20 protein-coding genes are annotated in these 26,676 nt (G+C 42.5%); 11 read left to right on the top strand and 9 right to left on the bottom strand.

The annotated features are described in order from the left end of the window. Positions 1 to 152 precede the first annotated feature (152 nt). The 3 genes from AWH61_RS10605 (at position 153) to AWH61_RS10595 (ending at position 5,235) form a co-directional block, all read left to right on the top strand. Positions 153 to 875: an ABC transporter ATP-binding protein gene (locus tag AWH61_RS10605; RefSeq protein WP_075177048.1), complete on the top strand. Its 723-nt coding sequence runs from the start codon at positions 153 to 155 to the stop codon at positions 873 to 875. 71 nt (positions 876 to 946) lie between these two features. After that, positions 947 to 3,874: an FtsX-like permease family protein gene (locus AWH61_RS10600; RefSeq protein WP_075177047.1), complete on the top strand. Its 2,928-nt coding sequence runs from the start codon at positions 947 to 949 to the stop codon at positions 3,872 to 3,874. Beyond that, positions 3,871 to 5,235, top strand: a complete 1,365-nt coding sequence (locus AWH61_RS10595; RefSeq protein WP_075177046.1) for a lipocalin-like domain-containing protein — start codon at positions 3,871 to 3,873, stop codon at positions 5,233 to 5,235. Before AWH61_RS10600 ends, AWH61_RS10595 begins: the two co-directional genes overlap by 4 nt. A gap of 40 nt (positions 5,236 to 5,275) precedes the next feature. Here AWH61_RS10595 and glsB read toward each other — a convergent pair whose 3' ends face one another. The 3 genes from glsB to AWH61_RS10580 form a co-directional block, all read right to left on the bottom strand. Next, positions 5,276 to 6,184: a glutaminase B gene (glsB, locus tag AWH61_RS10590; RefSeq protein WP_014950204.1), complete on the bottom strand. Its 909-nt coding sequence runs from the start codon at positions 6,182 to 6,184 to the stop codon at positions 5,276 to 5,278. A 102-nt stretch (positions 6,185 to 6,286) separates the two neighbouring features. After that, positions 6,287 to 7,765 (bottom strand): alkaline phosphatase, encoded by a 1,479-nt coding sequence (locus tag AWH61_RS10585; RefSeq protein WP_075177045.1) that lies wholly within the window; start codon positions 7,763 to 7,765, stop codon positions 6,287 to 6,289. 233 nt (positions 7,766 to 7,998) lie between these two features. Next, a complete protein-coding gene (locus tag AWH61_RS10580) occupies positions 7,999 to 8,958 on the bottom strand; it encodes a chemotaxis protein CheV (protein ID WP_069944630.1) in 960 nt (319 codons plus the stop codon). Positions 8,959 to 9,395: 437 nt separating this feature from the next. Between AWH61_RS10580 and AWH61_RS10575 the strand changes: the two genes are divergently transcribed. The 4 genes from AWH61_RS10575 to AWH61_RS10560 all read left to right on the top strand — a co-directional run bounded on the left by AWH61_RS10575 (position 9,396) and on the right by AWH61_RS10560 (position 15,792). Next, the gene (locus AWH61_RS10575; RefSeq protein ID WP_075177044.1) at positions 9,396 to 10,991 is read left to right on the top strand and encodes an isocitrate lyase; all 1,596 of its coding nucleotides are present in this window, start codon (positions 9,396 to 9,398) and stop codon (positions 10,989 to 10,991) included. Between the two features lie 281 nt (positions 10,992 to 11,272). Further along, the gene (locus tag AWH61_RS10570) at positions 11,273 to 12,217 is read left to right on the top strand and encodes a LysR family transcriptional regulator (protein WP_014950208.1); all 945 of its coding nucleotides are present in this window, start codon (positions 11,273 to 11,275) and stop codon (positions 12,215 to 12,217) included. Positions 12,218 to 12,315: 98 nt separating this feature from the next. Beyond that, on the top strand, positions 12,316 to 14,511 hold the full coding sequence (locus AWH61_RS10565; RefSeq protein WP_075177043.1) for a malate synthase G: 2,196 nt from the start codon (positions 12,316 to 12,318) through the stop codon (positions 14,509 to 14,511). 396 nt (positions 14,512 to 14,907) lie between these two features. Further along, complete coding sequence (locus AWH61_RS10560) at positions 14,908 to 15,792, top strand: patatin-like phospholipase family protein (protein WP_014977059.1); 885 nt, start codon at positions 14,908 to 14,910, stop codon at positions 15,790 to 15,792. A 33-nt stretch (positions 15,793 to 15,825) separates the two neighbouring features. Here AWH61_RS10560 and AWH61_RS10555 read toward each other — a convergent pair whose 3' ends face one another. The 6 genes from AWH61_RS10555 to AWH61_RS10535 form a co-directional block, all read right to left on the bottom strand. Beyond that, on the bottom strand, positions 15,826 to 16,842 hold the full coding sequence (locus tag AWH61_RS10555) for an NAD-dependent epimerase (protein WP_075177042.1): 1,017 nt from the start codon (positions 16,840 to 16,842) through the stop codon (positions 15,826 to 15,828). A gap of 3 nt (positions 16,843 to 16,845) precedes the next feature. Next, on the bottom strand, positions 16,846 to 17,979 hold the full coding sequence (locus AWH61_RS10550) for a nucleotidyltransferase family protein (RefSeq protein WP_075177041.1): 1,134 nt from the start codon (positions 17,977 to 17,979) through the stop codon (positions 16,846 to 16,848). Beyond that, entirely contained in the window at positions 17,979 to 18,887 is a 909-nt protein-coding gene (locus AWH61_RS10545; RefSeq protein WP_075177040.1) for an HprK-related kinase A, read from the bottom strand. Before AWH61_RS10545 ends, AWH61_RS10550 begins: the two co-directional genes overlap by 1 nt. Before the next feature lie 22 nt (positions 18,888 to 18,909). Next, positions 18,910 to 19,152, bottom strand: a complete 243-nt coding sequence (locus AWH61_RS20030) for a hypothetical protein (protein ID WP_139308987.1) — start codon at positions 19,150 to 19,152, stop codon at positions 18,910 to 18,912. An 8-nt stretch (positions 19,153 to 19,160) separates the two neighbouring features. Beyond that, on the bottom strand, positions 19,161 to 19,679 hold the full coding sequence (locus tag AWH61_RS10540) for a twin-arginine translocation signal domain-containing protein (RefSeq protein ID WP_170870505.1): 519 nt from the start codon (positions 19,677 to 19,679) through the stop codon (positions 19,161 to 19,163). 280 nt (positions 19,680 to 19,959) lie between these two features. Then, entirely contained in the window at positions 19,960 to 20,799 is an 840-nt protein-coding gene (locus tag AWH61_RS10535; RefSeq protein ID WP_249922638.1) for a S1C family serine protease, read from the bottom strand. A gap of 193 nt (positions 20,800 to 20,992) precedes the next feature. Here AWH61_RS10535 and AWH61_RS10530 point away from each other — a divergent pair, with 193 nt between their 5' ends. The 4 genes from AWH61_RS10530 (at position 20,993) to AWH61_RS10515 (ending at position 26,654) form a co-directional block, all read left to right on the top strand. Further along, positions 20,993 to 21,523, top strand: a complete 531-nt coding sequence (locus AWH61_RS10530) for a YdcF family protein (RefSeq protein ID WP_170870504.1) — start codon at positions 20,993 to 20,995, stop codon at positions 21,521 to 21,523. Positions 21,524 to 21,586: 63 nt separating this feature from the next. Then, entirely contained in the window at positions 21,587 to 24,100 is a 2,514-nt protein-coding gene (locus AWH61_RS10525) for a tetratricopeptide repeat protein (RefSeq protein WP_170870503.1), read from the top strand. A gap of 108 nt (positions 24,101 to 24,208) precedes the next feature. Then, complete coding sequence (locus tag AWH61_RS10520) at positions 24,209 to 25,030, top strand: PEP-CTERM/exosortase system-associated acyltransferase (protein ID WP_075177037.1); 822 nt, start codon at positions 24,209 to 24,211, stop codon at positions 25,028 to 25,030. Continuing rightward, positions 25,020 to 26,654, top strand: a complete 1,635-nt coding sequence (locus tag AWH61_RS10515) for an FAD-binding oxidoreductase (protein ID WP_075177036.1) — start codon at positions 25,020 to 25,022, stop codon at positions 26,652 to 26,654. Before AWH61_RS10520 ends, AWH61_RS10515 begins: the two co-directional genes overlap by 11 nt. Positions 26,655 to 26,676 lie beyond the last annotated feature (22 nt).

The raw sequence follows: 26,676 nt of genomic DNA, 5'->3' as shown, positions 1-26,676 counted from the left end.
AAAAATAACCCATTCTATTAGAACATGTTGGCGCTAATTTAAAGCGCGCATTGCGCCTCTAGCATTACGCCATGAGCCTGAATATTGCCTATTGCATGCATTCTCGCTCCTTCATGTTCACACTAAGACGGTTCAATACAAAACGGCGAATTATGCTGACAATAAAAGACTTAAAGAAATCTTTTTCAAAGACAGGGGCTCCACTCATCAACAACCTTAACCTTACCGTAAAGACAGGCGAATCGGTGAGTATTCAGGGGGCTTCAGGCTGCGGTAAATCTACCTTGCTGTCGCTTATTGCTGGATTTGAGACGCCCGACGGAGGAGATATTTCGGTAAATGGATTGTCGATCGCTGGCAATAGCAAACTCGATAATACATTTAAAGCGAAGGATATTGATAGTTTTCGCAAACAGCATTTAGGTATTGTGTTTCAAAGCTTCAATTTATTCGACTGCTTTAATGCGTGGGACAACATTGCCTTTACTGCGAGGCTAAAAGGTAATGTAGATAACGACTACCAATTAGCGTTAATGGAGCAGCTTGGGATATTACCCCTAGCGCAAAAGCCGCTAAGTCAGTTATCTGGCGGTGAACAGCAGCGCTGTGCCATTGCTAGAGCACTTGTACATCGCCCCTCGCTTATCTTGGCCGACGAACCCACCGGCAATTTAGACGAAACCACTAGCGAAACCGTGTCTGACTTACTCTTTAAAACTTGTAAAGAGGCCAATACTTCTCTTGTTGTGGTAACTCATAGCCAAGACGTCGCAGTAAAAGCAGACGCCGCTTTGCGACTACATAAAGGGGTATTAGAGAGTGTGAAATATAAAACTAAAGAACAAACCTTATCTACACCAGTAGCAGCAAGCTAATTGTAGGTGAAAAATGTTAGCGATATGCGCCCTGTGAAAAAGACACCGAAAACAGCAAGTAGGAAAATAACGTGCTACGCACTCTACTGTTAACACTTTCTAGCTTACTTGCAATGGCAAGGCACAGGCCGTGGGAGCCATTGCTCATTATGGCCGCAATTATACTGGCCAATGCTGGCTTGGTTACCGTTTTGCTTATAAACGAAGGCGCTACACAAGGTGAACTGCTACAGTCGAAGCAAGGGCTTACCTTGGGCAGTATCATCACCCCAGCAGACAGCAGAACTCGCTTTGCACAAAGTGATTATTCCACGCTTCGCAAGCAGGGTTTTACCCAGCTTGTTGCGATAGCTGAACGAGACGTTACCCTATCGTGCAATGGCAGCGAGCCCACAGCAACAACTCTCAAATTACTTGGTGTTGATACTCAGCCTCTTTTAGGAAGTGCATTTAGAACGAGAGGTTTTGAAGCCCCAGCGGAAAACGATAGTGCTTTTTCGCTATCCTATTTATCGCCAAATGCGAAGAAATTTAGTGAAATGGAAAACCAGCAGACGCCAGCGGGACGCGAATTGCGCTCAAATTCTGGGGGCGACTTCGCTGTAAATGGGCTTATTCACCCCTTAACGAACGCAAAACTGGCCTGTCACGACACGCTCAATGAAATCGATAGAAAATCCACGCCAAGTCCCTATTGGCCTGCAACGGTAAGCGCGTATGTGAGCAGCTTTGCTCCGCAAAATACAATTTTGATCTCTATCGATGAGTTTTACAGAGGCGGGGTAACGATTGAGAATGATGAACCTGTTAAGCCTGTTATTCGTGACAATGCTAAACGCGCGCAAGAGAAACAAGCAAAGCAACAGAAAGCTTACGTCCCACTTTCCGGGTTTATTGCACTTTCACCGCTATCACATCAGCATTTAACCCAAATAGAAACCCTACTTGGAATACCTGTAAAGCAAACCACTAGCAATACAGACAATGACACCGGTTCGTTGCCAGATAGTTTTAGACTAAATCTTTGGGCGATGAGTGGACTGATGGGCGTTGTGGCGCTTTTTATAGTACTTAACGCGCTAAACTTGATGTACCGCACGCGGCTACCCAATATCATTCGTTTACGGCAGCTGGGCATATCTCAGCGAATTTTAAGCATTGCCCTATTCACCGAGTTGCTTGTTTACTGCGTAATAAGTATTCCAATTGGCATGTTCATCGGTTTTCAAGCGGCGTCATGGTTGTCACCTGTGATAAACGGTACATTTACGTCGTTGTTTAACGCTGTATTTGTTAAACCAGACGTTAATCTGCTTTTCACCTTCGGCTTCGCATTAACAACGACCTTTATATCGCTGGTTGTTTTTTCGTTAGTTTCTATAGTTAAGCTTTCAAATGCCCTAACCGTAGCGCCTGTCAAAAAAGAAAATGCGTTAGGCCAATTTGCCGTAGGTCTTATCTCATTATGTGCCCTACTACTGTTATTTATCGCTGAGGGGTTAGCGTCTTCTACGGCTTCAGCACTTTTCTTTGTTGCACTGTTACTCCTTACCAGCTGCGCGCTTATTCTTCTTTGGTTACCTATTTTGTCTAAGCTACTGACTAGATTTGTACCAAGACAGTGGCCCGTGTTCCACTACGTCATTGCTAATATGCACTTACTGTCTAGCAAAACCCGTCTCGCCGTTTGTGCATTCTTTATCGCGCTAACCGCAAATATTGGTATGAATACCATGACGGACAGCTTTAGAGACGCCACTGAACAATGGTTAACGCAAAGGCTTTACGCGCCTTTCTATCTGTACACCGACGCGCCACTTAGTCGTATCGAAACGTTATCTACCAAATCGTTACCTCCGCTTGCTTTAACTCCTTTACTTAAGGCCGAGGGAGCTGTCATTAGCTCACATGCTCAAGAAGAGACACATAAAGAGACACGTGAAGTCAGTAACAGCTCGCCCACTTACGTTTCTATCAGTAGCTACCCCGTTCACCAAAACGGTAAAAAGGCGCTTGTCCTCGATGATGTAATAAACAACGACCTCAACACAGTGTGGCGTGAGTTTACAGAAGGGAAAGGGGTATTCATCAATCAGCAATTAGCGTTTGCCCTTAACGCAAAGTTAGGACACACGCTAGATATAGAAAATATTCGCCTTCGTAAAACTGCGAATTCAAGTTCTTCGGCGATTAATACATCTAACGAGGCTTATAGCTCGCCACAAGATAGAACTACTGACCCAACACAAGGCTCACAAAGCAGTTCGTCGAACTCAAACGTATTTGCAGCGACGCCTCAATGGAAAGTACTGGGTATTTATCCTGACTACGGTAACCTGAACGGGCAAATATTAGTGCCTCTTCCCTCGTTTAATCGAAACGATGTCCTTATCAGGGATCAACTTTTTTCCGGTGTAGTGGCTATTTACCCAGAGCCGCCTATTGAGACTAACGTGATAGGCGACAACAAACAAAGCACCTTTGGAAAGGACATCCTCGAACAGCAGCTAAAATCACAGCTAGGGGAACACCGCGAAATTGCCCTTTATACCCGACAAGCGCTGTTAGATACCTCTATGCAGACCTTTGATCGTACCTTTGTATTAACCGACGGCCTTAATATTACCACCCTATTGGTGGCGGGCGTCGCCTTCGCTGTTTCGCTGACGGTACTAACCATAGGCAGCGCAGCGCAGTTATCTGTATTGCGTGCCCTTGGCGTTAGTCAGCTTAAAGTAAAAGCATCTCTGTTTGCGCAATATCTGCTGCTTTGTTTTATCTCAGCCTTGCTCGCCATTCCTTTTGGCGTGTACTTGGCCTATGTCTTTATTCAACAAGTAAATCGGCATGCATTTAACTGGGTGTACCCGCTTTCACTTAATGTACAGGTTATTCTCTCTAGCGTGGGGTTATCGCTGCTTATCGTTTCACTGGTGCTGTTGTTACCTTTAGGAAAACTAAAGCCGAAAATTGATTTAAGGCAGGAAGTTCAGCTATGACAAACCATTTAGGTAGCGCCAACACTAAGTTTTTGCGATTTAAAGCCAACATCTTTTTAGTACTTGTAGCTGTTTGTTTCACTTTGAATGCATGTACTGAAAACCCAAAAGATGAAAACGAAACTCTGGGAACCTCCACGCCAAACGGCTTTTTTGGAAACATGCAGTCGAGCGACGCCTTTACGCCAGTAAAGCGGGGCAATACTGTTGAATTACCGCGCGATCACATGAGTCATCCCGATTTTCAGTTAGAGTGGTGGTACCTCACGTTTGTGTTAAGCGCTGAAGATGGGCAAGAGTTCGGCCTTCAATATACGCTTTTTCGTTTCAATACTGGGCTAGACGCCCCTCAAAGCACTAAGGCTAATGCTGAAAATAGTGCTGAAGTTAACGCCAACAACCATATCGAAAAAAACTGGAGCAATGGCCAGCAATGGATGGGACATGCTTCGCTACATACCGCTGAACAGCATTATTTTGAAGAACGATTTGCAAGCGGTGGTGTAGGTAATGTCTATGTGAATCAACAACCCTTTACAACAGTTATTGACGATTGGGTTTGGAAAGCGGCACAGGCGAAGGTCCAAACAGGTGCAGAAAGCAAAGCCATGTTCCCGTCCGTGTTAAAAGTCGCTTTTGGGCAAAGCAGCACGCATCATTCGGTCAAAATAAATGGAAAAATCCCCGCTACCGCCGCAGACAGCTTATCAGAATTAAATGATACACTGGGCGTTAGCGCCGTCAAAGTCTCGCTTAATCTAGATACCTATGGGCCTTTCATCAAACAGGGTGATAACGGCTACAGTAAAAAAACACAAGACGAACGCCTTCGCTCCTACTATTACAGCCAGCCGTTCATTAACGCGGAAGGTACGTTAAACATAGAGGGCAATAGCGTAAAAGTTACGGGTAAAGGCTGGTTTGATCACGAATGGACGAGCCACTTAGCCAACAGTGAAGCCATGGGATGGGATTGGTTCTCGCTGCATTTAGACGATGGAAGTAAATTGATGGCGTTTCGCATGCACGCCATGAATAAAAACATGAAAAATAGCAAAAGCAAACACAGCGAAATATTCACAACGGCTAGCTATATAGCGGAAAATGGCACGAAAGAAACTATCGACCAAGCCAACGTATCAATTACGCCAACGGCCTATGAAACAATCAACGAGGGAGAGTCAGCTCGCTCTGTTCCCACCGCTTGGCGCATTCAAATACCAGAAAAAGATATCGACCTATCCATTCGCCCGTTCAAGGAAAGCCAATGGAATAACAGCTTATTTCCCTATTATGAAGGGCGAGTGGATATAAAAGGCTCCCATTCTGGGAGCGGCTTTATGGAATTGACAGGCTACTAAGGCCTGTTGACCTTTGATATACAGCGAAGCGTAATAGCCCCTAATAAATAGACCAATTGATGCGTTCACTTAGCGATGTCAAAGCCGCCACACCTAGCTGAGAATTACCCACGCTATTAAGCGCTGGCGAAAATACGCATATTGAAAAGCGTCCTGGTACAACAGCCACTATGCCTCCACCTACGCCACTTTTACCCGGCAAGCCTACTTTAAAAGCAAAGCTCCCAGCTTCGTCATACATACCACTAGTCGCCAGAAGCGCGTTCACTTGTTTGGTTTGATAAGGCGTTAGCACCTTTTCATTTGCGCAAGTAGAAAAACCTGCGTTAGCAAGAAAGCTCGTTGAGCGCGCCAAGTCCTCACAACTCATTTCTAGCGCACAGTTGTGAAAGTAATTGCGAAGCACATCTTCCACTTCGTTTTCAAAATTTCCGTAGGCTTTCATCAAATATGCCATTGCTGCATTGCGAGAGCGGTGCTCGTATTCAGACTCCGCCACCACCTTATTTACCACGATATCGCCGTTACAACTTAAACGTCTTACGAAATCTCGCATGGCAATATAAGGGGAAGCAAACCGAGATTGCACCATATCACTAACCACCAGCGCACCGGCATTAATGAAGGGGTTGCGGGGAATACCGTTTTCATATTCCAACTGCACAAGAGAATTAAACGGCAGGCCGGATGGCTCGCATCCAACTCGCTCCCACATGGTTTCACCGTAGTGATTGATAGCTAAAACAAGATTAAAGACTTTTGAGATACTTTGAATAGAAAAAGGAACGCTCGCATCGCCTATCGACGTTATTTGACCGTTTGTATCGCAAATTGAAATGCCAAATTGCCGTGGATTAACCGTGGCCAACGCAGGGATGTAGTCGGCAACTTTTCCCATGCCCAACATGGGCTCAACTTCATCATAGATATCTTGAAGTAGTGCCAGCATTTCGTTTTTCATAGTTCCCCTTTCCTGCTTACCACAGATAAAAATAAAGCGCCTTGTTATAAAAACGCTGGCGCTTTAATTTCTATACAAACAATGTAGCGATTAGTTACAGCGCCAATCTTCCTTAAAGTCACACAAGCCATCATCATCTTCGTCTGACGTAAGCTCAATGTTTGTCGATACCTTTTCTGATACTTTATTTGAATCGGAATCGATTATTACTGGCTGTTTTTTATCGATAAAACTGAATATTGTTTTTGCAATATCCGTGTTATCAATTTGCCCCATAAGCGATTGATAACCAGCGCCAAAAGCAAATACTTCAACATCTACACCAGTGTGACCGCCTGTTGTCCACCCCGTGTTCGTTTTGGTGTCTAAGAAGGTTTTTACTGCCATGAAGCGAGTTTCATCATCTTGGTTTGATACGCTATCTAGCGTGGCAAGCTCTTCTTCACTCAACGACAAGCCAAGCTTCTGCGCCACAAATTCGCCAGGGTTCTCTTCATTTGCCATCTCTAAAGCAATTGTCATTACCGAGGCTGACATAGACTTAAGATGTTCAGGGCTCCAGCGGTAGTCGCCGTTTGCGCCAATGGTTAAGCCACCTGTGCTGTGATCCGCCGTCAAGATAACAAGAGTGTCAGGGTGTGCTTTTACATAATCTCGCAAATATTCCATGGTTTGCGCTAAATCGTGCATCTCAGCCATGGCAGACGCGATATCGTTTGCGTGACCAGCCCAATCTACTTGGCTTGCTTCAACGAGAAGAAAGAACCCATTGTCGTTTTCTAAGTGTTTAATAGCATGTTGAGTTAGGTACTCAAGACGATTTTTGCGCTTGTCATCCAATACCGCAGGCAGCGCTACTGGAGCAAACAGACCGAGAACATTACTTCCCGCAGGCACTGAAGCCAGACGGTTATATGAATCGGCATATTCGTAGCCAGCATCAATAAACTGCGCCAAAATATCTCTGTCATCGCGTCCAAAGTAAGACGTTCCACCGCCTAGCATCACGTCAGCGACAAACTTACCATCCACGCGAACATCAAAGAAATCTTCAGCTATTTCGTTGTAGTTCTTACGGCTTTCGTTATGCGCAATGTATGACGCAGGTGTCGCATGAACAATTTGAGACGTTACTGCCAAACCAGTACGCATGCCTTTACTCTTAGCATGGTACATAACAGAGTTTACTGGTTGTTTATTTACATCAACACCAATTGCACCGTTGTATGACTTAACGCCAGTAGCAAGAGCGGTTGCAGCTGCGGCTGAATCGGTAACGTAACCAGATACTTGCGCAGGATACGTTGAAGCATTGCCCACTAAAATATCGTCAAACACAACCGATTCGATTTTCGGTGTTGACGGGTCATCTACATAATTACGATAAGCCGTGGTATAGGCAGGCCCCATACCGTCGGCTACAACCATTATTATATTTTTCGGTACACCTTTAGTTTGCGTACCGGTTGCACTTGCTGATTCGGTCATAGATTCAGTGATACCACAACCCGCAAGAACAGCAATAGACGCACAACTTAGTAGTGATGTGCGAACAAATTGTTTAATCATTTAAACTTCCCTGAGTAAGTAAGGTACCTACTGGCCTGGATACCCGCAGATACAACAATAACGACACTATCGCGAATGATTCTTTGGTGATCATAATGGTGTTAGCAAAGCGATAAGATGCAATAGTGTAAAGCAGGCTGGCAAGATGCTCAAAGCTTTTGGACAAAATAACGCAAGCATGAGATGACCATCTGGTCATCTCATTAAATTAGCAACTTTTAAGAAGGAAGCGACTACTTATTTTGTGATGAGAGGTATTCGCGCATGCGCTGTTGTGCCACGTCAACGAGCATGTCGGGCTGGAATTTGGAGATAAACCTGTCACATCCAACTTTTTCTACCATGGCGTCGTTGAAGCTTCCGCTTAATGATGTGTTGAGTGCTATAAATAAATTGCTCATACGAGGATCGTTACGCACTTCAGAAGTAAGCCGATAGCCGTCCATTTCTGGCATTTCTGCGTCGGTAAACATTAGCAAAATTTCGTCGGTTGGGTTCTTCCCCTCATCGGCCCACTTCTTCAGCAGCGCTAACGCTTCAGCGCCGTTTTTACGTTCGATGATTGTTATACCTAGCTGCTCTAACGTATCTTTAATCTGTTTTCTTGCTGTGCTTGAGTCATCTACTATCAACACTTTCTTGCCTAAGAAGTGGTTAACAATGTCTTTATCTAGCACTTCTTCAGAGATAGATGTGTCGTAATCGATGATTTCCGCGAGTACTTTTTCAACATCGATGATTTCTACCAGCTCTTGTTTACCCTCAACATTCACCTGAGTTATGGCGGTTAAATAATTGGATTTTCCAATGCCGCTAGGGGGTGGCTGAATGGTTCCCCACGATGTATTCACTATGTTTTTCACTTCACCAATAATGAAGCCCTGCACGCTTCTGTTATATTCAGTGATAATGACATTCTTCGCTGTTGCTTGCGTAGCTGCACCGCGCATTTTGATTGCCTGACGCAAGTCTATAATTGGAATGGAGCTTCCTCGGTAGTTCATCACGCCTTTCAGGTTGTGATGTGAACCCGGCATTATATTGAGCTTGGGTACGTTTATAACTTCTTTAATTTTAAAGACGTTCATGGCAAAAATGTGTCGCGTTCCCAGTTGAAACATCAAAAGCTCAAGCCTGTTTTCGCCAACAAGCTTGGTTCTTTGGTCAACTGACGACAATACACTACTACTCATAACACCCACTTTTCATATTATATATCAACAAGCTAAAACAAAAGCGCCCTCGTATCGGACAAGACTATTTAGCGTGAAGCTCTACGCCTAAATTTACCTTGCTCACACCGGCAAAGCTATTACCCTTTTAGCTAATAGACAGACGAAATAGTCAACACCAGCAAGCATTTGCAACCTACGTAAGTTATTTATTACCGACCACTTCTTGCCCCACTGCTGCCCCATTGCCTTAAAACCATCAAACATAGGTGTCAAAGATTTACAGTATCTAGACTTCTCTCGGCGCCAGTCATTCACAAAATAAATGACCGCAATGCAAAATATATATTTCTATTATTCCAAATCCGGCACTAGGATGAAATGGAATCAACGGGAACGCCCTACAGCGTAAACATAAACAACGTTAAGTATTTTAATTATAGTCGGGAGAGACGCTCATGTCGCAATATCAACAAGACATTGATAACTTCGCCACATTAAAGGCAGCACAAAACGGAACTTGGGAAGGTATCAACCCAGAATTCGCTGCACGCATGAAGGTTCAAAACCGTTTTAAAACAGGTTTAGACATTGCTCGCTACACTGCAAGCATTATGCGCAAAGACATGGCTGAATACGACGCAGATTCGTCTCAGTACACACAGTCACTAGGCTGCTGGCATGGCTTCGTAGGCCAACAAAAAATGCTTTCAGTTAAAAAGCATCAAGGCACAACTAACAAAAGCTACCTTTACCTTTCAGGCTGGATGGTAGCAGCACTTCGCTCTGAATTTGGTCCTCTTCCTGACCAATCAATGCATGAAAAAACATCAGTGTCTGCGCTTATCGAAGAACTTTATACTTTCCTTCGCCAAGCAGATGCGCGTGAATTAGGCGACCTTTTCCACAAGCTAGACGACGCTAAGAAAAACGGTGGTGATGTAGCTGCGATTCAAGCTGAAATCGACAATTACGAAACTCACGTAGTTCCAATTATCGCAGATATCGATGCGGGCTTTGGTAACGAAGAAGCAACCTACCTACTTGCAAAGCAAATGATTGAAGCAGGTGCATGCTGTATCCAAATTGAGAACCAAGTATCGGACGCGAAGCAATGTGGTCACCAAGACGGTAAAGTAACCGTGCCACACGAAGACTTCCTAGCGAAAATCAATGCAGTACGCTATGCATTCCTTGAACTAGGTGTTGATGAAGGTGTAATTGTTGCACGTACTGACTCACTAGGTGCTGGTCTTACCCAGAAGATCCCAGTATCTACATCAGAAGGCGACTTAGCTGCCCAGTACAACGCTTTCCTTAAAACGACTGAAGTTGCGGGTATTGAAGACCTAACTGAAGGTGATCTAGTGCTTAAGCAAGGTGGCAAGCTGGTTAAACCTGAGCGCTTACCAAACGGTCTGTTCCGCTTTAAAGACAACACAGGTTTTGACCGTGTAGTACTTGACTGTGTAACGTCACTTAAGCACGGCGCTGACTTGCTTTGGATTGAAACTGAAAAGCCTCACGTTGGCCAAATTGCTGAAATGGTTAACGCTATTCGCGAACAAGTACCAAACGCAAAGCTGGTTTATAACAACTCTCCATCATTCAACTGGACGCTTAACTTCCGTCAGCAAGTATTTGATGCCTGGAGTGAAGAAGGTAAAGACGTTTCTGGTTATGACCGTGCGAAACTTATGTCTGCTGACTATGACGACAGCGAACTTGCAGCAGCTGCCGACGAGAAGATTAAAAGCTTCCAGGCTGATGCAGCGCGTGAGGCAGGTATTTTCCATCACCTTATCACGCTACCGACTTACCACACTGCGGCACTGTCTACTGACAACCTTGCAAAAGGTTACTTCGGTGAAGAAGGTATGCTTGCTTATGTACGCGGTGTTCAGCGTCAAGAAATTCGCCAAGGTCTAGCGTGCGTTAAGCACCAAGCGATGGCAGGTTCTGACCTAGGTGATACACACAAAGAGTACTTCTCTGGCGAAGGTGCACTTAAAGCGTCTGGTGAAGATAACACCATGAACCAGTTTGACGTATAACGTAAACAGGCAATGAGTTAAACGGAAAGCATCCCAACCTTTCCTACAGGGCACCTTCGGGTGCCCTTTTTTGTGCGCGTCATTCACTTCACTTATGCTTTTTGCATAAAACAAAAAAAGCCATATTTTCCTAAATTTCATAAAAAACAATATACCAACTATATTTCAATACCTTATAGGTATAACGGCGACTAATTTAAGACTAAACGCTTATCTGACATTGAAATAAAAAAGCTTTATAATAGCTATGTTTAATTAGGTTTAAAAAGAGCATTAGAATAATGAATATAGCGAAGGTCGACCTGAATTTATTGGTTTATTTAGATGTGCTGTTGCGCGAAGGAAGTGTAACGAAAGCTGCAAACCAGCTAAGCATTACTCAGCCAGCAATGAGTAACGGCCTGAAGCGCCTTCGCGATCTATTTAAAGATCCACTTTTAGTTCGTACCAGCGATGGGATGACCCCCACCAAGCGCGCGCTTGAGCTACAACCCATTATTCGCGATGTGCTTAGTCGATTGGAAAGCTCTATTCAGCCCGAGACTGATTTCGATCCGTTAACCAGCGACAGAACCTTCCGCATTATGACCAGTGACTATGCAGAGAGTACCTTGTTACTTGAACTTGTTGGAAGACTGGCGGATTTAGCGCCCAATATTACGCTTGACCTTATTACGCCGAGTGACGTGACGTTTCACGATGTCGAGCAAGGTAAAGTGGACATGGCAATTAACCGCTTCGATGAATTGCCTTTGTCGTTTCACCAAAAAGTTATCTGGTATGACACCTTTAGCTGCGTAATGAGTTCCGACCATCCGCTAGTAGAAAAATGCAACCTAGAAGGCTACTTGAGTGCCCAGCATATTTGGGTGAGTAAAACTGGGTTTGGCGTAGGTGTAGGTATTGATCCAAATGAAGTACAAAAACTGGGTTGGGTTGACGCTGAGCTTACAAAAATCGGGAAACAGCGTGCTATTCGCGTATTTACTCGTCATTACCATGCAGCGCTTCAGATTGCGAAAAAGCAAAAACTTATTGCTACCTTACCAAGCAAAGCGGCGCGTTTGTTCAAACACGACCCAGATGTGGTGATTAAAGAGCCGCCTTTCGACATACCACCTATTGCGCTAAAAATGGCGTGGAGTGCCTTACTTCACCACGACGCAGGTCACATTTGGTTGCGCCGCTTAATCAGCGATGTAGCTAGCGAAATGAATGCGGGCTAAACATTCACAAAATATATGGCAGAAATACAAACCATAAATTAAAAAACTATCTCTATACACACTACACTGGGTGAACAGACAAATGTATAGAGGTAGTTATGCAAGGATATATTACTAGAGGCCGACTACAGGTTGCCGAACAACTCGATAACTTTATTAATGAACAGGCACTTCCTGGCACAGGCGTAGATAAAGACACCTTTTGGCAAGGTGCAGAAACCCTCTTCGAAAAATTCATTCCTCAAAATCGCGCACTATTAGAAAAGCGAGAACAGCTTCAGCGCGCTATCGACGATTATCATAAAGCTGGTAACCCGGTAAACGGAAACGAATATACCGACTTCCTAAAAAGCATTGGTTACCTTGTTGAGCAGCCGTCACAAGTAAGTGCACAAACACAAAATGTAGACGCCGAAATAGCAACAATGGCAGGCCCTCAGCTAGTCGTGCCAATCAACAACGCTCGCTATGCACTTAACGCGGTAAATGCCCGTTGGGGTAGCCTTTACGACGCACTATACGGCACTGATGTCATCAGCAATGAAGGTGGAGCAGAAGCGGGAAAAAGCTACAACCCCGTACGCGGCGCCAAAGTAGTTGCGAAAGCGAAAGACTATCTAGATAGCATGATACCGCTTGCGAAAGGCAGCCACACTAACGTTACTGAGTACAAGATTGAATCGGGTAAATTGGCGATCACTCTTGTCGACGGCGATGAGACCACCTTAGCAAACACAGAGCAATGGCAAGGATACCAAGGTGACATTAGCGCACCGTCAAGCCTGCTATTTGCACACAACGGTCTGCATTTTGAAATTCAACTAGACCCGACTCATCCTATTGGCGAGAGCGATGCCGCAAACGTAAAAGACGTACTGGTTGAAGCTGCATTAACCACCATTATGGACTGCGAAGATTCCGTTGCTGCTGTTGACGCTGAAGACAAAACCTTGGTGTATAGCAACTGGTTAGGCTTAATGAAAGGCTCGCTAAGCATTGAAATGACAAAGGGCGGCAAGCAGCTTGTTCGCGCTATGCATGACGATAGAAGCTACCAGCCGTCTAAACACGCTTCACAAGACAAGCTAAAAGACGGCGAACTAGTACTTTCTGGTCGAAGCCTTATGTTTGTTAGAAACGTGGGCCACCTTATGACTAACAATGCTATGCTCTTTGACGGCGAAGAAGTGCCAGAGGGGATCATGGACGGTTTAGTCACTTCACTTATCGCAAAGCATGATCTTTTAGGAAACAGCAAATTTAAAAACAGCCGCGAAGGCAGTATTTATATTGTTAAACCTAAAATGCACGGGCCAGAAGAAGTTGCATTCTCTAACGCATTGTTTGGTGCTATCGAAGCGATTATCGATGTTCCAGCTAACACCCTTAAAATGGGCATAATGGATGAAGAGCGCCGTACGAGTATTAATCTACAAGCTTGTATTGCAGAGGCTACTTCACGCGTTGTGTTCATTAACACGGGTTTCTTAGACAGAACCGGTGATGAAATTCATACCTCAATGCTTGCCGGCCCTTTTGCAGAAAAAGCCGCGCTCAAGTCTATGGCGTGGATTAAGGCTTATGAAACTGCAAACGTCGCAGTAGGCCTTCGTTGTGGTCTTTCTGGCAAAGCTCAAATTGGTAAGGGCATGTGGCCAATACCTGACGAAATGCAAAATATGATGACCGCCAAAATAGGTCACCCTAAGGCTGGCGCTAATACTGCTTGGGTTCCCTCACCTACTGCAGCAACACTGCACGCGCTTCATTACCACGATGTAAATGTGTTTGACGTTCAAAAGTCGCTAGATGAAAACTTTAGTGGCCTTGCTGACATACTTACCATTCCATTGTTAGAAGATGCCTCTACTCTGACGCGTGAAAGTATTAAGCGTGAAATCGACAATAATGTTCAGGGCATTTTAGGCTACGTTGTACGCTGGGTTCACCAAGGCGTAGGCTGCTCGAAAGTTCCTGACATCAACAATGTAGGCTTGATGGAAGACCGCGCGACGTTGCGTATTTCATCGCAGCATATCGCTAACTGGCTAGAGCACGGCATTGTAAGTGTAGATCAGGTAAAAGAGTCTTTGGCTCGTATGGCTGTCTTAGTAGATGAGCAAAATGCGGGGGATCCTGAGTATATCCCTATGGCACCTGATTTAGACAGCTCAATTGGCTTCTTAGCCGCAAGCGATCTAATCTTCAAAGGTAAAGAGCAGCCTAGCGGTTACACAGAACCTTTACTGCACGCCCGTCGCCGCGAAATGAAGGCAAAACTTGCGGCGAGCTAGCACAAAATATGAGGGCTAAGAATTGGAAACTAAAAGCTATATTCCAAACGGTAAAATATCAAAGAATTAGCTAGATAGTTTCAAGCCTCATCAGACGCATTTGAATAAGGCTCACTCTGTTAGTAAACAGCAGTGAGCCTTTTTATTTATTGCTGGTGTATTACTAATGCGTTTGCATTTATTGTCGCGACACGTGAAATCAATTCGCAAACACACTCAAAGCGAATTGTGTAGCAATATGGCAACACTTTAGACTAAAGATATCGCTTATCTCCCCCTTGATACTTTGCTGATAATGCATGAGTAAACTACGCTTTTATAGTGTGGGGCGCAGCGTTTGTTATTCCGTTGGAACTAAACACTTAGCGCAAAGCCTCCTTAGTTTGGAGTATGCACATGCAGATAGCCTCGGCAGCAATACCGAATAATTTATTACAGGCGAACGTCACGCAAATTGTGCCCATCTTTTCAGGTGGAGGAACAAGATTGAGCGCCCATATCGGCATCATTAAAGCGCTGCAGGACATGAACGTAGGCTTCGACACTTTAGTGGGTGTATCAGGTGGCTCGATTATCGCTTCGCTTTACGCCAAAGGTTACACAGTGGAGCAAATGCGAGAGCTCGCACTGGTTACTGATTTCAAGCAATTCACTGAATTTTCACTCGTAAGATTACTCCGGGAAGGCGGGCTGTCTTCTGGCGACGTATTTCAGCGATGGATTGACGAACAGTTGGAAGGCGCAGTGTTTGCCGACCTCCCGCTCAATCTGCATATTCTCGCTACCGACGTAAACGGCGGCGGACCAGTTTTGTTCAACAAACAAACCTCTCCAGATATGAAGGTGTCAGAAGCAGTGCGGTATTCTATGTCGATACCGCTCATCTTCTCGTTTAAACCGTTTAAAGAGCACTTGCTAGTAGACGGCGCTATATTGTCTGAAGATGCGCTGTTTGAAGATTGGCGAGGCGATGGCACGCCATCAGTATGCTTCAGACTGCAAAGCACCGAACAAAAACGTAAAGCCATTAAAAAGAACTTACTTCAACTGCCGCAATACGTCAGCATGCTTATTCGCACGTTTATGACGGCAATATCCAGGGAGTACGTCAATGCGAAGTATTGGCACAATACGGTGGTGGTGAATACCGGGGAGATTTCCGCGGTAGATTTTTCGCTTACACCTGAAATTAAGAACACACTTTTTGAGCTCGGTTATGCAACCACGAAAGAGTTCTTGCCCAAAAAGTGTGCGGGATTTATGAGAAGCAGTGCACTTTAACGGCTTCAGAAGGTAATTATAAGTCGCTAGCGCTTACACTTTATAAAAGTCACGATACCAGTCGACAAACGCTTTTACGCCTGTTTCAACATCGGTAGATGGCTGGTACCCAGTATCTTCAACGAGCGACGACACATCAGCATAGGTGTCAGGCACATCGCCCGGCTGCATAGGAAGAAGTTCTTTCTTTGCCTCAATGCCCAATGCACTCTCAAGGGTTTCAATAAACTTCAAAAGGTGCACTGGTGTTTGCGCACCAATATTGTAAACCTTATAGGGCGCCTTACTCGTACTTGGATCTGGATTGCCGCCGTCCCAATTCTCATTAGGTTTAGCCACATTATCCAATGAGCGAATTACGCCTTCAACGATATCATCGATATAAGTGAAGTCACGACGGTGGTTACCATAGTTGTAAACCTGTATTGTTTTACCTTCCAAAATAGCCTTAGTGAACTTGAAAAGCGCCATGTCTGGACGGCCCCAAGGCCCGTAAACAGTGAAAAAGCGCAGCCCCGTTGTAGGCAAGTTATACAGGTGACTATAAGTATGAGCCATTAGCTCGTTAGCTTTTTTAGAAGCCGCATACAAGCTAACTTGATGATCTACGTTATGCTGTTCTGAAAACGGCATAGTTTCATTCGCACCGTAGACTGAGCTAGATGACGCGTACACCAAATGCTCGACGTTATTATGGCGACACCCTTCTAGAATATTCACAAAGCCAACAATATTTGAGTCGACGTAAGCGTTAGGATTTTCAAGTGAATAACGCACACCAGCTTGAGCAGCCAAATGCACCACTCTATCAAATTTGTGCTCTTCAAAAAGCGCAACCATTTTGTCGCGCTCTTCTACCCCCATCTCGATAAATGAAAATAAATCAGCTGCAGTAGATGATTTAATCTCGTCTAGACGTGAGTGCTTTAAATTCACATCGTAATAATCGTTAATGTTGTCAATCCCGACAACTTGGTCACCACGATTGATAAGGTATTGCGATACAGCTGCACCAATGAAACCAGCTGCTCCGGTGACTAAGATTTTCATTTATTAATCCTTAACATCTTTTCTTTGGACATGATGACGATTTTCAACATCTCCTGTAACTGATTTAACTATGCTTCGCCAAAGCTTATAAGCAGTATGTTTCACTAATATATTAAATGGCATTTTTAATAAGTGTCCGCGAACGAATGCCAACCACTGTGCTAGACCCCGAAACTTTACATCAACTAAGCGATGATTTGCAGCAAGAACCTTACCAAAAATAAAGTCAGATAATAATAACCTAATACCTGTTGGTAGTGGCTGTTTGAAGCGTTGATAAATATGCGCTGAAATTTGCTTGTTAAAAATCTTTTCTAGATATCTAAATGCTAAAAATAATTCATTTTCAAAGCCGGTGTTTTCCGCAAGGCTAAACAAATAACTTAATTCGACATCGTCATATATGATTTCATCCAGCAATAATGACAAATCTGACAAATCTCTAAAACCGTTGGTAAATTCTTCTGAGAAAAACAAATGTATAGCAGAATGAAGAAACATGGCCGCAGGCCGAAGCACTTCAACACCGTATTCTGTATCTTTCGTTGAACTTAGAAAAAGATCCATGTCTGGTGCTCGACCACTTACAATGGGAATAATATTGTGGTGAACATCTAAAACCGTCCCCCTCTGAAAATGACGTAAAGGAGGAATTTCGTGGGCCCACTCTCGGTAATACTTTTGGTCATATTCAGAGTCTGTATCTGAGACGAAACCAAACAAGTGAAGTGCTCTTTCAACTTTCGGAATATCACTTTTAAGCACCAAAAGGTCGATATCTGAAAAAATTCTCCCCGTTGCAGCGCTGCTGCCAGAGACGACGTACCCCGCTCCCTTTAACACTATTAATTTTCTGTTTAATGTTTTAGAAATTCTTGAATTTACGACTCTTATTTCACTTATAACTTGATTGTGAAAAAGGGCTTCATGTCGAGTGCTCGCAACCAAGTGAGCATGTACGTTAGGCGGTATATGAAAATCGTTTTCAACGTTATTCAGAAGTATGGAAGCAACTCTGGGTAGCAAAGAGTTTGCGCGGGCAACTAAAACTAAGTCACGCCATTCGGCAGTGGAAATCGAATCAGAGAATCTTTTTGTGAGAATACCAATTAAGATACTCTGTATACAGCAAGCCACTAATTATTTACCTCGCTTTCTAAGATATTCCTCAGTTCGTCCACGTTACTGTATGTGGCCTCTAGCAAAAGCAAGTCAGATAGTTTTCTAGATATGAATTCAAAGCCTTCATGACCGAACAGATCAAAATTAAAAGCATTTTCAATTAGCATATTTAATGTGGAAATTTGAGTCAGCGAAAAGACATTTGTAGAGCTACCAGCGACAAATTTTGGAAAAACTACAGCAAATAACTCAGCATCTTCATTACAACGCCTAACAGCGTCAGTTGGAGGCCTCACATGTGCTACGTCTCCTTTTTGAGTATCCGTTGCAATATCAGAGATAAAGGCTTCCGGAAACCAGTCTTTGACGAGTGAGATAGAGTTATTTTTTAAACATATAGGTCGAACAAAGGGTAAAACTCTTCCGGTTTCGATGTCTAACACCGCCATTTCATCGGACAGTAGCCGCCAGCCAGAAAGTGCGAGACTAGCGCACAAAGTGCTCTTTCCAGAGCCTGGAGGTGCAGGGAAAATTACGGCTTTGCCATTTTTTTCCAGTACGGCAGCATGGAAAATTAAGTATTTATGGTAAAAATTCGCTACACACCAGTTCATCCCCCACTCGAATAGTGGATACGAATGCGCAGATGGCAACGGCTTGAATGGAATATGCCCGTCTAATTTGAACACTGCTTGTGTTTTGAAAAAGCGACGGAAGTTTGAAGGCCTCTCAACTGAAATATTAAAGTCAAACCAGTCTGAGTTTAGTGAGACATTATAATCCCGATAAAGCTCTGAAACTGTTTTTGTGACTTGTGAGAAGGAAGAACTTACATTAACTGAAATTAAGCCGAACTCGATATTCAATTCAGACTTTTTAACAGCATTTAAGTATTGAGCTTCGGCTAGCTCTGACAATAACAAACCATTACGCCTTAGAAAACTATTAATCTATTAGGTTATTTTCAGCAAGTAAATCTGTGACTTCAGAAATATCGTCCTCAGAAAGACCAAATCTGCGCTCACCTATCTTAGGTAATTCAGGAAAGCTAACTGAGGCCTGCCAAGCCCTTGCAAGCCTCTCGTATTTTAAAGGAAGAAACAATATTCGGTATGACGGGATATGCTGAATAGCTACTCCCGAGTTATCAGGGGCTATGTAGATGCTGATAGATGAACCTTTATTCAATTTAAATTCTAAAATGTGGCTTCAACTGCATTAATCAAACGCTGTTCACTGTCACTACCGTAAACACCATAACTAACATCATCGTATAGTCCCTGAATGTAGCTCTCGGCGTTTTGACCACCTGGTAAAGGATATTTTCCGCTCTTGGCATTAAGATATGCCACAATCAACGCTTCGTCTAAAGTTAGCGAGGAATCTCTATTTAAGAAACTTCGCAATCTATGGTTAGATTCTGAGTTGGCCCCATTAGGTTGACGCGAACCAAACACTTCGCGCCATCTACAGTTGCTAACATTGTTACGTCGACAGTAGTTCTTATTCTTCAAGATATCTTTCCAATCAGATGGTCCGAGGCCACTTATGTTGGCAACGCTACATTCATGATTGTTTGAAAGGTTTCCTGACAGGTTGCCAGAAACAGAGCACCCAGTCGCAGAACTCCCTCCAGCCCATGCCGTTTTTGAAGCTAGTGCAGCAACTACGCCACCGGCAGCAGCTTTAGTAATAAACTGACGGCGTGAATTCATACCTTTACTAATGTCCTTATTAACATTCGAGTGCTTCATAAATTTCTCAGACTTTGTTTATAGTAGCGTTAGATAAATAACAAGCAAAAATAAAGCCAATTATAAAACCCTTACAAGTCAAAGATTTAATTGACCGTACAACCTGAATCGTCAAAGATCCTGACAGAACACTCATTCAGGTTACCACATTTGATTCGAGTATAGCTCAAACAGAAACCGAATTACTACTAAGGAGAAAACAATTCACACCAAGTGTGTCCATACTAGAACAGCTAGTGTTTCAACTTTTAACTTCGCTGATAAGTTTATGAACATGCTTAACAGGAATAGCGTAAGAAATCCCTGTTGGCGAAGACAAAGCACTTTCCTTTGTGTCCTTTACTAAAACTTTATTGATAACGCCAACCACCTCTCCCGATTTAGGGTCGTACATAGGGCTTCCACTATTTCCGGGGTAAGCAATAGCATCCAGTTGATATATCAGACTAACGCTATCTAACCTCTGCATCATCTTTAAGTTTAATTGTTGCGAATTCATTGCTGGTATAGCGTCAGGTGTTATTGCTGATATGTAGCCACGGTGAGTCGCAGGGTAAATCCCCAGTATCGCTCCAATGGGAAAGCCAGTAAACGCTATGTCAGTGCCTGGTCTCAGCATGTTTTTAGAAGATAGTGCTACAGGAGTCAAAATACTATCTAGCTTTAACAAAGCTAAGTCGTGCTTAAGATCTATTTTAATAATCTCTGCTTTTACTTTTTTAACAACCGTACCTTCACCACTAAGCACTACGTAATTTTCAATATACTTCGGATCTAGCTGTTCAGATACCACGTGATAATTAGTAATAGCATAAGACCCATCATCAACTATGAAACCTGTTCCTAAGACCCTAGGAGATGCATGCTTATAAGGAGCATCCAACGCTATCGCAACGGTACTCTCTGTAACGCTCTCAACTACATCAACAAATTGTTGTTCTGCGCGCAAATGAGTTGATGTGCTCAACAAGAATATAGTACAAAACCCCATTAGCTTATTTAAGCTATCTATTATCTTTAAAAATCGAGCTAACACTAGGACGTTGCTAACTGTGCATCTTTTACGAGAGCTGTTTTTCATTATTTCTTCACCATTAAGCTTAATGTGCTTGATTTTAGCGATTACCTTAATTCTGAGGCAGTTTAATTTCAAACGATTATGCAAAGCATGCTTGTATAGTGTTATATCACTAGCGTTGCTAACAACACAGCCTTACTTTGCAGATCTACTTTTATATCCTCTGGAACATGAAATAGCATACTCAGAATCATTAGTGGAGTTCGAAGGAACAGACTTTATCGTCACTCCTGCTTGTTATTACTCTACCGTCGGCAAGGTGTCAGAAATATCAAGATGGAGCCATTGCTCCCTACAAAGACTAGTTCAAGCAAGCAAGCTTTCAAAGGAACTAGATAAACCAATTTTGGTGACGGGGGGAAATTTTTTACATGACCCTAATACAAACTATTCCCAAAAAGCGTTTGACTTGCTTCTTGACCTTGGCGTTCCGCGTAAAAATCTAATTTTGGTAGCTAAAGGTATCGACACTGCAAGTGAAGTAGAGTCGATAAAAAGCTATATAACTAAAAAAAATGTTATTCTCGTTACGTCAGCTACACATATGAAAAGAGCTTCGCTACTCCTCTCCGAACATTGTAATGAGATTAATATTTTCCCAGTTGATTTCCACAGCTCGGGAAGCCTAGCTCCCTACCTCAAGATACCATCTGTAAGCGCTATGCGCAGAGTGGAGATAGCGCTATACGAATATGGAGCTCGCGTAAAGTATTTCTTGTTTAGTTAAATTGCTTTGAAAAGCAGAAAATAAGTGCGTAATGTTAGCGAAACAAAGGAAATGGATTCAACCATGAATAAAAAACAAATATTACTTTTAGGCTTAACTGGACTTCTGTCACTCGGGTGTACACAAGAAACTGAGCAAGATAAATTTTTACTAGCCGAGAAGGACTTTGAAGCTAGGGCCTACGAAAAATCAATTATTCAGTTGAAAAGCTTAGTCCAGGAAAATGAAACGTTTTTGGATGCTAGACTTCTGTTAGCAGACGCATATTTGAAGACTGGTCAGATATTAAATGCAAAGAGGGAATACACTCGCATACTCGAAAGTATTAATGAAGAGAATGCTGACAAAGCCTTTTCGGCGGTAGAAAACTACTTTTTACTGAGTTTTTTTAATCAGGAATTCGAAGATATCGAATCTTTCGCAACTACTTTTCCAGACTTACAAACGAACTCAAAAATTAATAGACTTAACGATAGATTCTTGATCCTCTTGGGAAATTCCGAGAAAAAAAGCGCCAAAACCCAAGATTTATTAGACCAGGCTCTTATCGCATTAGAGAGTAATGTTTCAAACCAAAAACTGAAGCTATCTCAACAGGAAACCACTGCTATCGAAACCAAAAGCGATGGTCTTTTCTTACCCATGTTAGGGCACTATTATCTAGCTAGCGGTGAGGCTACAAAGTGTATTGATACCTTTGAAAAAGTGAATGAGCAGCTTTTTACTCACCCATACTCTACCCTACGGTTGGCGCAGTGCCATTACAATATTAAAGAATATGACAAAGCTCTGTTGTACTCCGATGAAGTTTTGTCTCGATTTCCCGAGCAACCATTGGCGAACAGGTTGAAAGGAACGATCAATTTTCTTAACGGCTCTCTTGATGAAGCTGAACAATATCTACTTAAAGCTACAGATTTTTATCCCAATGACAGCTCCCTTAAAACTTACCTTGGAACGCTATACCTTCAACAGGGATATTACGAGAAGGCATTTCAACAGCTAAAAGGGGCGAGCTCAGTATTTCCAAAAGGACACCCTGCCAGAAAGGTACTCGCTATAACCGAGATAAAACTTGGGAATTACGAGAGAGGGATCGAGGTATTTAAAAATAGCTTAGTTGATAGCGACGAAGCTAATCTTTCGCTATTTGCTATTGCCGCCAACGCTGCTCAAGCAGAAGGCGATATCAATACAAGAAATCAACTCATCCAAAGTATTGCTTCGATCGAAACCTCTTCTTTATCGTCTGAATTTCACAAGTTTTCTCAATTAAATAAATTTAAAACAAATTCAGAGGGAATGAATTTTGATTTCATTCCTTTAGTAGCACCTGAGAATGGTGCTTTAGCGCAGGTAATGATTGGAACACTTTATCAGTACAATCAAGTAGAAAAGTTAAAACAGATAGCTGAAACATGGCAAAGCAAAAACAAAGAGGCAGCAATATTTGCGAGCAGCGTCGCAAGCTATCTGGAAGGCGATTACAACACCGCTCTTGATAGTCTTCAGAAAAATAAAGTCGTTAACCCTCTAAAACATACGCTAATCGTTGAGTCACTCTTAGCGACTCAAAATGCTAAGAAAGCAAGTGAATATCTAGAGGAAGCAATATCAACTGAAAAACCTGACCTACTATTGCTTAATCAGCTCTTTATCGTGAATTTGGAAAATAACTATAGTCAGAATTACGTCTATAAGGTAACCGACTCACTTATTGAAAAATCTTTTGAATTTGAGCTTTTGAAAGCCAAATTTTTACTACTTGAGAGCAAAAATAAAGAATCCTTAAGCTCTCTTTCTCGCTACAAAACAAATGCTAAACAACTAAATTCTTCATATTGGAAGTTACTATTAAAAAATAAAGTAATGGCGGCAGAACCTGAAGAGGTTTTGATAGCGTTGGATGATTGGATAAAAAACACCCCCGACGTTCCGGATGCTTATATTGCTAAAGTAAATTACCTTGAGACGTTAGGAAACGCGAATAAAGCACTAGAAACAACAGAGCAAGCTCTCAAGAAGTTTGATGATCCAAGATTACAGTTACTTCAAGTCAACTTTTTGTTGTTAACAAGTTCGTTAGAGTTAGCTAAACAGAAGTTTGCTCAAATACCGAAAGCAACTCAAAATACTCCTCTAGGCAGAGGGATATCGGCAAGCTTTGCATTGACGAGTAAAAACTTTGCTTTAGCCGAAGAAAGACTCTCGGAAGCATATGAAAAAGCACCTAGCCCGCGAGTCGCTTCCATGATGTTCAGCGCACTGATGAACCAAAGAAAAACTAGCGAAGCAATTTCATTCTTAGAAAAGCATGTTTCGTATTTACCGTCAGATATTATCAATATGCGCTTGTTGGCAGACGCTTTAGTTGAGAGAGATATGCTAAAAGCTCGTAGTTATTACATATTCCTGCTTGAAGCTACGCAAAATAACCATGCTGTCATGAATAACTTAGCCTGGATCGAGAACGAGCTAGGTAATAAACAGAATGCATTAACACTAATTGAAAAAGCGTTAGAATTAAAACCAAATGATCCTAATTACGAAGATACACTGGAATTAATAAAAAATTAACTTAATCTTCAAGGTTTCCATAAACAATTGTAGCCCAAAGTAGGTCTAGACAGCCTATCTGGGCTATGCTTATCTAATAGTAATACCGTTGCCAATAAGAGAATGACAATGCTAAAGCAATTGTTTAAAAAAATGGATAGCAACCCACTGCTTAGGAATGTGTCTAAATCACTCCAGACCAAGCTTGCAAACCGAGAAGTAAGTAAAATAGCTATTCACTTTAAACAGTTTTTTAATACCATCATAGCAAATGACCAAGCCACTAAGGAACTGTCATTCAGGATAAGACATGATGTTTACTGTACTGAGCTAGCGTTCGAGCCGGAAAAACCAGACGGCATGGAAAAAGATGAATTTGATCAGCACTCAATCCATTGTTTAGTCCAGCACAAAGGTTCAAAAAACTTTGCAGGCACAGTTCGCATGGTTATGTCGAATTCTTCTGAGCAACTGCTCCCCATTGAGCAATTTTGTAGTCATGCTTTAGAAGATGAGGTCCTTCATCCAAAAAATTACAAGCGTGAAGAGATTTGTGAAATATCGCGCCTCGCTGTTCCCGCGCAATTTCGAAAACGGAAAACTGATCAGTATGAGGGCGCAGGAACTGGTGTGATTGATGAACATAGTTTCTCACAAAACGAAATGCGTTGTTTTCCCTTCATCGCTATAAGTTTATACTTTATGGCCGCAACGGTTACACAACAAAAAGGCATCAATCATATTTTCGTAATGATGGAACCCAGACTTGCGCGCAGCCTCAGGTTTGTAGGAATCCCTTTTACTCAAATAGGAAAGGTGACCGAGTATCATGGGAAAAGAGCACCCTATCATATCGACCCCAAAGTGTTATTCCAAACGCTATCCCCTGGTTTTAAGAAGTTGATGATGGTCATTGGAAAAGACATGAAAGAGCAGCTCAATGATGTCTAAAAAGCTGGAATTGGTGAACAAAATAGAAGCTATCGTTGGAAAACCGAATGTTCTTACACATGGAGAAATGTTTGACGAGTTTTCTACAAGTACAATGAAGGAACAAACACACCCTTGTGCAGTAATTATACCGAATAACAAAAATGATGTTTTCCAAATAGTTAAATTGTTCAACGATGTTAATAGCCAAAACGATGAAAAGTTCCAATTACACCCTATAAGCAGTGGAAAAAACTGGGGCTATACATGCTCGGAAGCGGGAAGCGACAATGCTTTTTTACTGTATCTAGTTAATCTTAATAACATCACAGAATATGACGATACTTTAGGTACGGTACGAATTGGGGCTGGTGTTACCCAAAAGCAGCTTTATGACTTTTTAAAGGAAAAAGGCCTTAAGTTTTGGATGGACGCAACGGGCTCATCAGTAGATTGCAGTGTTTTGGGCAACAGTTTGGAGAGAGGCTTTGGTCATACTCCCGCCGGAAACCACTTCGAGTTCATTAGTGACCTAGACGTAGTTTTAGGAAATGGAAAAGCTATCTCAACTGGGTTTAGACAATTCTCTGGCGAATCAAAACAATTTGCGAGTGAAGGCATATATAAGTGGGGCGTGGGCCCCTACGTCGACGGGATTTTTTCTCAATCAACGCTGGGGATTGTAACTGAGGCAACACTTAAACTTATAGCTGCACCTGAATGCTATCTTCCATTCTTTATTTCAACACAGAAAGACACAAACATTAATGTGTTGGTCGATAGAATTCGTGACTTACGAGAAAGACAAGTTATAAAAAGCTGCGTCCACATAACAAATCTCGATAAATCACTCCAGGCAGCCCTTGATGAAAGTGACTGGCCCCTTTCAAAACTTTCACTATCAGACGAAGATAGAAAGAGACATACAAAGGCTTACATGTTAAATGAATGGACGGCATCAGGTGCACTTTACGGGAGTAAAGACGAAGTAGAAGTTTGGAAGAAAAAAATTAAACGTACATTTGCGAATGGAGAATTTAAAGTACAGTTTATTAGTGAAGCAAAATTCAAATGGTTAAATAGAATTGCCCCAAAAGTTTCTCAATTAAGCGGTTTAAAAGTCGACAAAACTCTAGAAAAATTAAATAGCCTTATGAAACTCAAACGCGGTGAACCTACTAATGATTTTCTAAAAAGTGTGCATTATAAATTAAGCCAACTTCCTCTAGACAAAGACTTCACAAAACTTGAAAGAAACAAGGTGGGTCTTATATGGCTTGCGCCTACTGCCCCTGCGACGGGTAAAAATGCTGAAAACTTAGTGTCTATTGTTTCTGAAGTTCTAGAGGAATTTGATGTTGAGTCTGCAATATCAATGACTGTACTCACGTCAACAGCAATTGAATGTGTAATTTCACTACTTTACGACAGACAATCCGAAAACTCAGATCGTCAAGCAGAACGCTGTCACAACGCTTTAAACAAACAGCTTATACACAGTGGTTATCTAACCTACAGATTTAATAGCCTCCAACATCGAGGTTATGATGACTTCTATTCCTCAACTTTAATAACGAGTATCAGAGAGATAAAGCACACATTAGATCCAAATTCTGTGATAGCTTCTGGTCGTTATGGGTTATAAGAAAGTGTCAGATTATTTAACA

Origin of the sequence: Alteromonas sp. W12 (genome assembly GCF_001924945.1) — a bacterium.
Classification (GTDB): domain Bacteria; phylum Pseudomonadota; class Gammaproteobacteria; order Enterobacterales; family Alteromonadaceae; genus Alteromonas; species Alteromonas macleodii.
This window is presented reverse-complemented; position numbering and strand designations above follow the sequence as displayed.

Excerpts from the sequence above, each read along its gene's own strand:
- AWH61_RS10605 (WP_075177048.1), top strand. The coding sequence starts at position 153 with ATGCTGACAATAAAAGACTTAAAGAAATCTTTTTCAAAGACAGGGGCT.
- AWH61_RS10595 (WP_075177046.1), top strand. The coding sequence starts at position 3,871 with ATGACAAACCATTTAGGTAGCGCCAACACTAAGTTTTTGCGATTTAAA.
- glsB (WP_014950204.1), bottom strand. The coding sequence starts at position 6,184 with ATGCTGGCACTACTTCAAGATATCTATGATGAAGTTGAGCCCATGTTG.
- AWH61_RS10585 (WP_075177045.1), bottom strand. The coding sequence starts at position 7,765 with ATGATTAAACAATTTGTTCGCACATCACTACTAAGTTGTGCGTCTATT.
- AWH61_RS10580 (WP_069944630.1), bottom strand. The coding sequence starts at position 8,958 with ATGAGTAGTAGTGTATTGTCGTCAGTTGACCAAAGAACCAAGCTTGTT.
- AWH61_RS10575 (WP_075177044.1), top strand. The coding sequence starts at position 9,396 with ATGTCGCAATATCAACAAGACATTGATAACTTCGCCACATTAAAGGCA.
- AWH61_RS10570 (WP_014950208.1), top strand. The coding sequence starts at position 11,273 with ATGAATATAGCGAAGGTCGACCTGAATTTATTGGTTTATTTAGATGTG.
- AWH61_RS10565 (WP_075177043.1), top strand. The coding sequence starts at position 12,316 with ATGCAAGGATATATTACTAGAGGCCGACTACAGGTTGCCGAACAACTC.
- AWH61_RS10560 (WP_014977059.1), top strand. The coding sequence starts at position 14,908 with ATGCAGATAGCCTCGGCAGCAATACCGAATAATTTATTACAGGCGAAC.
- AWH61_RS10555 (WP_075177042.1), bottom strand. The coding sequence starts at position 16,842 with ATGAAAATCTTAGTCACCGGAGCAGCTGGTTTCATTGGTGCAGCTGTA.
- AWH61_RS10540 (WP_170870505.1), bottom strand. The coding sequence starts at position 19,679 with ATGAATTCACGCCGTCAGTTTATTACTAAAGCTGCTGCCGGTGGCGTA.
- AWH61_RS10535 (WP_249922638.1), bottom strand. The coding sequence starts at position 20,799 with ATGAAAAACAGCTCTCGTAAAAGATGCACAGTTAGCAACGTCCTAGTG.
- AWH61_RS10525 (WP_170870503.1), top strand. The coding sequence starts at position 21,587 with ATGAATAAAAAACAAATATTACTTTTAGGCTTAACTGGACTTCTGTCA.
- AWH61_RS10520 (WP_075177037.1), top strand. The coding sequence starts at position 24,209 with ATGCTAAAGCAATTGTTTAAAAAAATGGATAGCAACCCACTGCTTAGG.
- AWH61_RS10515 (WP_075177036.1), top strand. The coding sequence starts at position 25,020 with ATGATGTCTAAAAAGCTGGAATTGGTGAACAAAATAGAAGCTATCGTT.